Source organism: Pseudorhizobium flavum (assembly GCF_044142885.1).
Taxonomy (GTDB): Bacteria; Pseudomonadota; Alphaproteobacteria; order Rhizobiales; family Rhizobiaceae; genus Neorhizobium; species Neorhizobium flavum.
This window is the reverse complement of sequence record NZ_JBIOKZ010000006.1, coordinates 268,987-278,628: the sequence shown is the minus strand read 5'-3', so window position 1 is coordinate 278,628 and position 9,642 is coordinate 268,987. Positions and strand designations below refer to the sequence as shown.

Here is a 9,642-nt window from a genome sequence, read left to right as displayed (position 1 = left end):
TATCTGCTCAGGTCATGCCCCCGCCCGGTCCCTCCCCCGCTCCTGCGCTCTCCAACGTCCATGCTCGAGGACGTGAGAAGCTGCTTGCTCATCTCGCCATGCTGTTGTTCGCCTCACTCATCGCGGGATCATTCTCGTTCGGCGGCATGGCGGCGCAACATCTGGACTCCGGGCCGCTGACATTGATGCGCTACCTCATGACGGTGGCAGTGATGGGCGTTCTGACGTTCTGGATCATGAGGGTCCCGTTCGCGCTGCCTCGAGCCATCTGGAGATATGCAGTCCTCGGCGGTCTCATAGCAACGTACATGCTCACGATGTTCATCGCGCTGGAGTTCACCAGCCCGGTCCAGACAGGAGCAGTCTTCACCCTCATGCCGCTGATCAGCGCAGGGTTCGCGCTGATGTTCATCGGCCAACGGACACGACCAGACGTCCTGGCTGCTCTTGTCACGGCGGGGCTTGGAGCCATCTGGGTCATATTTCGCGCCGACGTTCAGGCACTGCTTTCGTTCGATATCGGACGCGGCGAGCTGATTTTCCTGGCTGGTGTGATCGGCCATGCTGCCTACGTGCCGCTGCTGAGAAAACTATCCCGGGGGGAGAACCCCGTATTGTTCGGTTTCTGGATTATCGTGTTCACGGTGCCATGGCTGGTGCCGACGGGTGCACGCGAGCTGGCCTCGCTGGAGTTTAGAGCGCTGCCACTGTCGGTCTGGGCCACCCTTGCCTACCTTTCCATCGTGACGACTGCCTTTACCTTCCTACTGCTTCAGTACGCGTCCATGCGTCTACCGGCTGCCAAAGTCCTTGGTTATGGATATTTGACGCCCAGCTTCGTGATCGTGCTTGAGGGGCTTCTGGGGCACGGGTGGGTTGCTCCCCCGGTCATCCTCGGCGCCCTCGTGACTGCGGCAGGACTCATAGTCATGGGCGTTCTGAAGGACTAAAGCATCCCTCCCCCGGAGATGTCACAGGCGACCTTGAATGGTGAAGCGGGAGGAATTTGCTTTCGAAGCACCTAATCCGGCTTCGAGGTCCTAGCTGACGGAGTGCGATATCGGGACGATGTATCTGCTCAACTTGGATCAGACTCGTTCGGGCCTGATTTCTTCGCGGACAGCTTTGGAAGCATAGCGGGTACTGCCGCGAGAATGATCAAGACCACGAAGGTTGACAGGACGGCGGTTGCTTCCAATCCCAGGCCCGCTATCACTCCAATTCCTGCCGTCGCCCAGATGTTCGCTGCCGTCGTTAAACCCTCGACCTCCCGCCGCGCTGCACGAACCATGATCGCGCCCGCACCGAGAAAGCCGATCCCTTGTACAATGCCCTGCAGCACGCGAGATAGATCTCCAATCTCCATGCCACTTTGCAACGGACCTAGTACGAAAAGTGCTGCACCGACGGCCACCAGCATGTGCGTCCGGACGCCTGCGCTTCTTCCCTTCAGTTCCCGCTCATATCCGAGGATCCCGCCGAGCACCGCCGCGAGTACCAGGCGCACCGTGATGCGTGTAATGGTAGACACGTCTGGAACATCCGAGAACTCACTGACCACCGTTGACCAAATCTCCGCTCCCACGGCAGTATCCTCATGTTGGTTGTACAGTCGCAGCGACGCTGCAGTGCCATCCGTTAACCGGGTTGGCAAGTGCAGGTTGCTGCACCCGCCGGGATGGACATCCCGATCCTGCCTGGTGGTGAGTTTTCTTTAGAGGAACGGCAACTTGATCAACGTTGAGCAATGTTCGCACCTCACGCCGCCTGAGCTAATGGTTCACCACCGCTCTCAGCGCCGCCCTTAGTTGCTCCACCCCATGGGGTTTCGTCAACAAAGCCGTGCGCGACGCATCTTCCAGCACGGGGCCATTGGCTGCTCCTGTCGCGAAAACCAACCCATATGGAGCAGTCACGCCATCTCTCCGTGCAGCAAGCTATCACAACAACGCTCACGGGCGGACTGGACACTCCATGCGTCTTCTCGATTGACAGCCGCGGGAGAACCCTGTGGCCGCTGGCTTTAGCCCTTGAACAACACTCTTGCGGCCGCAGCCGCTTGCGCTCGCTGCAGTTCAGAAGGTATCGACCAAGGTAACGACGCGCGAACGCACAACTCCTCGCGCAAAGAGACGATAACCGGCAATCATTGACGATTTGCTAGAGATTGGATTCCCATGGAAACCACCACGATCAGCAACCGCGCATAATTCGCGCAATGGGCAATCGAACGTTCCCGTGTCATCGTCGCGGAGCAAGGGAGCAACCTGGCGATGGCGGCACGCGACATGGATGAGGGACAGATTGCCGAGACCGGCAATGCACTCGGACAGGCGATTGTCGACGCCCTGCTCGAGGTTTTTGACGGCTTGCTCGCGGAGGAGTAATCACCCGCTTGAACGTACCCCCTAAAACTCCGTTTCCGTCACCGTGAGACCAGCACCCCGATGGAATTTAGTGCGAAGGAACTCGGAGTACCGCTGTTTCAGTTCCTGGATTGAAATCCGGCCCTCGATCCAGTCGTCAACGCTGGCGCGGAATATCGGACTGGTCTCGAACTGAAAACCCCGCTGAGCCCAACGATCGACAACGCGATCAAAGATTTCCCTGCGCCGTTCAGGCGTCATGCTGAACTCCCACTTCACCGGCCTCACGTCCGGATGAATACAGGATTCGCTTGGTCATCGCAGCAGCTAAATTAGCAGGTCGTACGGGTGCCCACGCGAAAGACATCCCGGGGTTAGCTACGGGCCAAGCACAAGCAGATTTGGATCATGACGCGTCTGATTTCGAGGCCTGCAGTCCGCAGCAACCCCACATCAGACCCTCAACCATCGGGACTTCAAGATGGGCGAGCTTCGCCAGAACTCCAGTAAAGTCTGAACTTCGCTCGCCGCATGGCACTGGGCGGCAGAGATCATCGACACCTCCCTTCGACCGCTTGTCAGTCATCCGAAGAACCAAGGCCGAGTGCCTCGCCGATTGACGCTGTAGCATAGGCTATGCGGGATCGAACCGTCTCGCGGCACTTTTCAAAGCTCATCGAAGGGAGAACCTCGTTGTGGAGATCGCATCAGATGTCGTGCAGCAATAACCAGGACAGCAATGCAGCCAGCAACCTTCATCAGTTCTACGCCGATCGCACCATACGAGAAGCTGCCTGAAGAACCCAAATTGCCTGCACTGATCATGCCTATCAATCGGAACAGGAAGATAGCAGTCCCGGAAGCCGACAGCGCTATGGCCAGCTTGAGGTAGAGCTTCGGCATGTAGTCCTCATTGGTTACGGCATCTGCTAAATAAATGTTAGCAACTCGTGCGACACTGGCCAATCCCCGAGGATACGAGCGTGTGCATCTCAGCGTGGCGTGCGGGTGGTCGAACTCGATTGCGATACTACCGCCACCATGATGAAACGCCTGATCGACCTGCTCGGCCTCGACTTGTTACGTGCGCAACGTTGAACGCTTCTTCCAAACGGTGCCAGATCGCATTGTAAGGAGGATGCTTGGTCTGTAGCCGAGGTCCATTTACATCGTGATTGGCACCGGTTGGTGACCTGCGGCCGAGCACTGCGCCTGGGAAGAGCAGGCCCTGCGGAGGCGACTATGCGGCTAGGTCTGGATCAGACGTCCTCGGCCAGGCCCTGAACGGTCACCTTGGTAGGAACATCCGGGTTGTTCTCGAACCGATCCCGATGGAGCGCTGCTCTTGCCAACAACATAAAGGTCACAGGCGTGGTGACGGTGATGAAGAGCCCGACAAGCAGCTCGTGAGCAACAAGCCGCCCTCCAGCAAAGCTGAAGAACAGGATCGAGGCGGTCATGATGCCGCCCGTGCCCCAGCTCGTCGACAAGGTCGGGGGATGAAGCCGTTCATAGAAGTTTGGAAGCCTCAGGAAGCCGATTGCTCCAATGAGAGCCAGGCCGGCGCCCAGCAGCAGGAAGAAGGCGACCAGAATGGCCGCCCAAATCGGGATGTCGGCTGCCGAGTAGATCATTCGATCACCTCCCCGCGCATCAGGAACTTCGCAAGCGCGACGGTGGCGACGAAACCCAAAAGGCCGATGACCAGAGACGCCTCGAAATAGACCGTCTTCCCCGTTCCGATGCCGAAGGCAGCCAGTAGAAGCATGGCATTCACGTAGAGCGCATCGAGGCCAATGATCCGGTCTTGAGCACGCGGGCCGAAAAACATCCGGACCGAGGCAATCGCCATGGCGATCATCAACATGATCTGCGCCAGGCTGACGGCCGTGAAGATTATGATCGCGCTCATGAGAAGATCTCCATCAACAGCTTTTCATAGCGATTTTTCAGCAGATCGCGCCACTCGTCCTCGCTGGCCAGGTCGAATACGTGGATCAGAACCGAACGCTGATGGGAATCATATTCCAGCCAAGCTGATCCTGGTGTGCTGGTCACGATCACGGCGAGGATGGCAAGGGCGGTCGGATCATCCAGATCGAGCGGCAGATCTATGAACGCTGAATGTCGACCGCTGCCGCGCCCGCGCAGGATCACCCACGCGACCGCCAGATTGGACCGGACGATGTCAGTCATCACAACCATCAGCAGCTTCGGGATCAGATACCACTTGCGCAGGCGTGGCTTGCTGGGACGTAAGGAAACCATGGTCCATGAAGCCACGACTGCCACGATGGTGCCGAGCACGAGATGGCCCAACGTAAACCCGTTGAGGAGCAGCCACATGACGAGAAGCGCGAGTGTCAGGAGCGGATACGGAAACATGATTTAGTCCCCGCTCGCTTGAGGCTGCAGATCGCGCCAGGAGGGCAGCGCCTTTTCCTCCATGACGCCATTCAGGTAGCTGCCACCCTTGCCTGTGGAGCGGACGGCAGCCTCCATGTAGGATAGCGCCGGACCGGCCTGGATGGTCAGTGCAGCAAGCAGTGCCAACAAGGCCAGTACGGGAGCAACTTCGACGACCAGCACCCGTGGCACTGCGACGTCGAGGGAGCTCCAGAAGGTTCGAATTCCCGCACGCGTCAGCGCAATGAGGGTCGCCAACCCGGCAATGATGATCAAGGCGGCGAGGGCGAGCGCCGGCCCTGTAGGCGGAACGCCGATCGATCCGGTGCCTATGATCGCCGAGAGAATGCCGAACTTGGCAATGAAGCCCGAAAGGGGCGGTAGGCCCGCAAGCAGGATAGTGCAGCCCGCGAAGCAGACACCGAGCATTGCAAGCGTTGCCGGCATCGTGACCCCATCCAGTTCTTCCGGGACATCGTCATCTGCATCGCCATAGGCCTCCATGGTGACGGCAAGCACGGATGCTCCTGCCCCCTGGCATCGCTCGACCAGTTCCACAAGCAGGAAAAAGGCACCCAGAGTGAGGGTGGAGCTGACCAGATAAAGAAGGGCGCCTGACGTGGCTGCCGCATCGTTGAGGCCTATGACGGCCAGCAAGGTGCCGGAGGACACGAGGATCGAATAGGCACCAATCCGTGCCAGTGCCTGGGAAGCGAGGACCCCTATGATTCCGAAGGCAAGCGTCACCATTCCACCGTACAGGAGAAGGGCTGACCCGAAACCGGCAGAGGGACCCTCGGCGAACAACAGCATGGTCAGCCGCAAAATGATGTAGATCCCGACCTTGCTGAGCAAGGCAAAGATGGCGGCGACTGGTGCCGCGGCAACGCTGTAGGCACTGGGCAACCAGAAGCAGAGAGGCCACATGCCTGCCTTGATCAGAAAGGCAACCCCGAGCACTGCGGCTCCGGCTTCCATCAACATCCTTCGGTCCGGCTCGATCCCGGGAATGCGGGCGGCCAGATCGGCGATGTTGAGCGTGCCGGCGGTACCGTAGATCAGGCTTACGCCGATCAGGAACAGCAGCGCCGCCGCCAGATTGACGGCGATGTAATGAAGCCCCGCCTTGACCCGCAGCGGTCCTGACCCGTGCAGCAACAGACCGTACGAGGCCGCCAGCATGACTTCGAAAAATACGAAGAGGTTGAACAGGTCACCCGTCAGAAAGGCGCCGTTCAGGCCCATCAACAGAAACTGGAAGAGACTATGGAAATGAGCACCCGCCGAGTGCCAGCGGGCCATCGAAAAGACAAGGACAGGAACGGATAAAACCGCCGACAGCGCCACCATGAATGCGGAGAGGCGGTCGACCACGAGCACGATCCCGAAGGGAGACGCCCAGTTGGCGACGAGATAGACCCCGCTCGCACCGTAGTCGGCTGCCGCGATGCCGACCAGCAGCAGCGATACCAGCAACAGCAGCAGAGAACTGACGAGGCCGACCATCGACTTCAGGACGCGCTGACGGTCCGCGATGAACAGCATGAGTGCGCCCGATACCAGGGGTATGAGGATGGGCGCCACGATGAGATGCTTTGACCAGTCCATCATCGGGAATCGCTCCGACCATCGACGTGGTCACTACCGGTCAGCCCCCTGGCGGCCAGAAGGACGACCAGAAAGAGCGCGGTCGTCGCGAAACCGATGACGATCGCCGTCAAGACCAGCGCCTGCGGAACCGGATCGCTGATGCTGGCCACAGAGGCTCCGTCGATGAGAAGCGGCGGCTCGTCCGACTTGACGCCGCCCACTCCGAAGATGAACAGGTTGACGGCGTAGGAAAGCAGGGAAAGACCGATGATCACCTGGTAGGTGCGCGGGCGAAGGATCAGCCACACGCCGCAGCCGGTCATGACGCCGATGGCGATCGAAAGCACAACTTCCATCAGCCGACCTCCTCCGCCTTCTTCTCCAGTGCATTCAGCCGGTTGATGCGGATCGACTGGTGCGCAAGGGCTACGAGAATGAGAACGGTCGAACCGATCACCAGCAAAAAGACGCCGAGATCGAAGAGCATGGCGGTCGCGGCGGGAACCTTGCCGATCAGTGGCAGGTCCAGATATCGGGAATGGGAGGTCAGGAAGGGATACCCCAGAAGCCACGCCCCGACGCCCGTCGCAGTCGCGGTTAGCAGGCCTGATCCCATCCATCGCAGCGGTAGGATGCGGATACGTTCTTCCGCCCAACGCGTCCCTCCCGCGAGATACTGGAGGAGGAAAGCGATTGACATGGCGAGACCTGCGGAGAAGCCGCCTCCCGGCAAGTCGTGCCCGCGAATGAAGAGATAGATCGCGAATGTGATCACGACAGGAAACAGCCACTGCATGATGACGGAGGGAACGGCGAGATAATCTCGGGCCGTATCTCCGACGGTTCGGTCAGGCTGTTGCTGGTCAAAGGCTGTCTGGACTCGCTGCTGTTCCGGGGGCGCCATACTGTCTGCTGCCGGACGGAAGCGGCGCAAGAGCGCGTAGACGGTCAACGCGACAATTCCTAGAACGGTGATCTCGCCCAGCGTGTCAAACCCGCGGAAATCGACGAGGATCACATTGACGATGTTGCGCCCGCCGCCTTGGCTATAGGCATTGCTGATGAAGTAATTGGCGATCGCGTCGGGTACGCTCATGGTCATCACTGCGTAAGCGATGAACGCCATTCCCACGCCACAGGCCATGGCGAGGATGAGGTCGCGGAAGCGTCTGAACCTCGCCCGGAAGGTCAGTTCATCCTTCAGTTCCTCAGTCCTCTTCGGCAGCCATCGAAGCCCGAGCAGGATCAGAACCGTCGTGACGATCTCGACCAGCAACTGGGTGATCGCCAGATCCGGGGCCGAGAGCCAGACAAAGGTCAGGCAGACGATCAGGCCAACACCGCCCAGCATGACCAGCGCGGCCAGGCGGTGATATTTAGCAAGATACGCGGTACCGACCGCCAGGCAGGCACCGATGACCCACAGGCCCGAGAAGGCGATATCGATGCGGGACGGCTCGATCATCCGCGACTGGAATCCGAGCAGGTACAAGGGCGTCAAGGCGGCCATGAAGCCGACAAAGGTGACCCAACGCAGCTGCGGCTGCAGAGCGCGTGTCCCGAGACGGGCCTCGAGCTCCCTTGCCCAGCGCCATGACACCGTCACGAGGACACGTTCGAAAATGCGCTGCCCCCTGAGGTGCCGGAACCATGGAGGGCCCTCATCGCAGCGTGCAAAGTAATGGCGAAACCCGAAATAGATTCCGGTCCCCGCAACAAGTGCGAGAGCACTCATCAGGAGCGGCGTATTGAAGCCATGCCAGACAGACAGGCTGTACTCCGGCGTCGCTTGACCAAGAACGCTGACGGCAGCTTCCCGGAGAAAGGGACCGATCGTGAGGTTCGGTACGATACCGACGACAAGACAGGCAAAGACGAGAAATTCAATGGGGAATCGCATCCAATGCGGTGGCTCATGCGGCTGCCCCTTTGGAAGATCGAGGGCCGGGGGGCCAAAGAAAACGGCGTGGATCAGACGCAGTGAATAGGCAACGCTGAACGCACTGGCGGTGACGGCCAGATAAGGCAGAGCGGTATCGAGCCACGAATCGGCATGTGTCTCCACCGATTCCGCAAAGAACATCTCCTTCGACAGGAAGCCGTTCAGGAGAGGCACGCCAGCCATGGCAGCACTGGCGACCATCGCCAGCCGACCGGTTATCGGCAGGTATCTCAGCAGTCCGCTGAGCTGGCGCATGTCGCGGGTGCCAGTTTCGTGGTCGATGATGCCGGCAGCCATGAACAGCGACGCCTTGAACGTCGCGTGGTTGACCATGTGGAAGATGGCGGCAACGGTTGCGACCGGACTGTCAAGACTGAGGAGCGTGGTGATCAGGCCAAGGTGGCTGATCGTCGAATAGGCCAGCAGTGCTTTCAGGTCCTGCTGGAACATGGCGAAATAGGCACCAAGAACGAGCGTACTGATCCCGGCAAGGCCGAGCAGCAGGAACCATTCATAGGTCCCCGACAGGGCGGGCGAGAGGCGCACCAGGAGAAAGACACCTGCCTTCACCATCGTTGCCGAATGGAGGTAGGCCGATACCGGCGTGGGCGCGGCCATGGCGGCTGGAAGCCAGAAATGGAATGGAAACTGCGCGCTCTTGGTAAAGGCACCGACCAGGATCAGGATCAGGCTCGCCAGGTAAAGCGGGTGTGCGCGGATCTGGTCGCCAGCTGCCAATATAGCATCGAGTTCATAGCTCCCGACGATAGAGCCGAGCATCAACAGGCCTACCAGCAGACAGAAGCCACCCGTCGCCGTGATGGTCAGTGCCATGCGAGCGCCATCACGCGCAGCGGCATTGTGATGCCAGTAGCTGATCAGGAAGAAGGATGAGAGACTCGTCAGCTCCCAGAAGATCGACAGGAGGATGACATTGCCGGAGATGACGATGCCAAGCATCGAACCCATGAACGCCAGCAGGAATGAGAAGAAGCGCGGGATCGGGTCCTGCTCCGACATGTAGTAGCGGGCATAGAGCACCACGAGCAGGCCAATGATCGCAACGAGTGCAGCGAACAGCCATGCGAACCCGTCCATTCGCAATGAGAAGCTGAGGCCCAGTTGCGGCAGCCAATCAACCGCGAAGCGAACAATTCCACCGTGGGCTATGGCGGGATAGAGCGCCGCAATGGCCGCTATGACAATGCCGCAGACCGCTGCCGCGATCGAGGCGGGAAGTAGTCGTGAATGCGTGCGCAGCGCCAGCGCAACAACGACGCTTCCCGCGAAGGGAAGGAAGACCACCAGAAGGAGAAGATGCTGCTGCGTGATTATCCC

At 59.6% G+C, this 9,642-nt stretch carries 10 protein-coding genes; 1 reads left to right on the top strand and 9 read right to left on the bottom strand.

From position 1 onward, the window contains the following. Nucleotides 1-950: DMT family transporter (locus tag ACEPP2_RS14035; RefSeq protein WP_395516948.1), on the top strand; the 950-nt coding region annotated here is incomplete at its 5' end. A gap of 128 nt (nt 951-1,078) precedes the next feature. On the opposite strand, the gene ACEPP2_RS14030 is transcribed toward ACEPP2_RS14035, so the two are convergent. The 9 genes from ACEPP2_RS14030 to ACEPP2_RS13990 form a co-directional block, all read right to left on the bottom strand. After that, the gene (locus ACEPP2_RS14030; RefSeq protein WP_281978392.1) at nt 1,079-1,531 is read right to left on the bottom strand and encodes an MgtC/SapB family protein; all 453 of its coding nucleotides are present in this window, start codon (nt 1,529-1,531) and stop codon (nt 1,079-1,081) included. A gap of 877 nt (nt 1,532-2,408) precedes the next feature. Continuing rightward, a complete protein-coding gene (locus ACEPP2_RS14025) occupies nt 2,409-2,627 on the bottom strand; it encodes a hypothetical protein (protein WP_395516947.1) in 219 nt (72 codons plus the stop codon). A 405-nt stretch (nt 2,628-3,032) separates the two neighbouring features. Next, nucleotides 3,033-3,269 carry a hypothetical protein gene (locus tag ACEPP2_RS14020; protein ID WP_281978394.1) on the bottom strand — a complete coding sequence of 79 codons (237 nt, stop codon included), beginning with the start codon at nt 3,267-3,269 and terminating at the stop codon, nt 3,033-3,035. A 356-nt stretch (nt 3,270-3,625) separates the two neighbouring features. Continuing rightward, complete coding sequence (gene mnhG, locus ACEPP2_RS14015) at nt 3,626-4,000, bottom strand: monovalent cation/H(+) antiporter subunit G (protein ID WP_172977812.1); 375 nt, start codon at nt 3,998-4,000, stop codon at nt 3,626-3,628. Then, complete coding sequence (locus ACEPP2_RS14010; RefSeq protein ID WP_077548029.1) at nt 3,997-4,278, bottom strand: K+/H+ antiporter subunit F; 282 nt, start codon at nt 4,276-4,278, stop codon at nt 3,997-3,999. The genes mnhG and ACEPP2_RS14010 overlap by 4 nt, the downstream gene beginning before the upstream one ends. Further along, nucleotides 4,275-4,751 carry a Na+/H+ antiporter subunit E gene (locus ACEPP2_RS14005; protein WP_281978395.1) on the bottom strand — a complete coding sequence of 159 codons (477 nt, stop codon included), beginning with the start codon at nt 4,749-4,751 and terminating at the stop codon, nt 4,275-4,277. The genes ACEPP2_RS14010 and ACEPP2_RS14005 overlap by 4 nt, the downstream gene beginning before the upstream one ends. Before the next feature lie 3 nt (nt 4,752-4,754). After that, nucleotides 4,755-6,383: a monovalent cation/H+ antiporter subunit D gene (locus ACEPP2_RS14000; protein WP_077548033.1), complete on the bottom strand. Its 1,629-nt coding sequence runs from the start codon at nt 6,381-6,383 to the stop codon at nt 4,755-4,757. Next, nucleotides 6,380-6,718, bottom strand: coding sequence for a Na+/H+ antiporter subunit C (locus tag ACEPP2_RS13995; protein WP_077548035.1), 339 nt, complete (start codon nt 6,716-6,718; stop codon nt 6,380-6,382). The genes ACEPP2_RS14000 and ACEPP2_RS13995 overlap by 4 nt, the downstream gene beginning before the upstream one ends. Then, on the bottom strand, nt 6,718-9,639 hold the full coding sequence (locus ACEPP2_RS13990) for a monovalent cation/H+ antiporter subunit A (protein ID WP_395516960.1): 2,922 nt from the start codon (nt 9,637-9,639) through the stop codon (nt 6,718-6,720). Before ACEPP2_RS13990 ends, ACEPP2_RS13995 begins: the two co-directional genes overlap by 1 nt. Nucleotides 9,640-9,642 lie beyond the last annotated feature (3 nt).

Coding starts and splice junctions, on each gene's coding strand:
- ACEPP2_RS14000 (WP_077548033.1), bottom strand. CDS start 6,383: ATGATGGACTGGTCAAAGCATCTCATCGTGGCGCCCATCCTCATACCC.
- ACEPP2_RS13995 (WP_077548035.1), bottom strand. CDS start 6,718: ATGGAAGTTGTGCTTTCGATCGCCATCGGCGTCATGACCGGCTGCGGC.
- ACEPP2_RS14025 (WP_395516947.1), bottom strand. CDS start 2,627: ATGACGCCTGAACGGCGCAGGGAAATCTTTGATCGCGTTGTCGATCGT.
- ACEPP2_RS14010 (WP_077548029.1), bottom strand. CDS start 4,278: ATGAGCGCGATCATAATCTTCACGGCCGTCAGCCTGGCGCAGATCATG.
- mnhG (WP_172977812.1), bottom strand. CDS start 4,000: ATGATCTACTCGGCAGCCGACATCCCGATTTGGGCGGCCATTCTGGTC.
- ACEPP2_RS14005 (WP_281978395.1), bottom strand. CDS start 4,751: ATGTTTCCGTATCCGCTCCTGACACTCGCGCTTCTCGTCATGTGGCTG.
- ACEPP2_RS14020 (WP_281978394.1), bottom strand. CDS start 3,269: ATGCCGAAGCTCTACCTCAAGCTGGCCATAGCGCTGTCGGCTTCCGGG.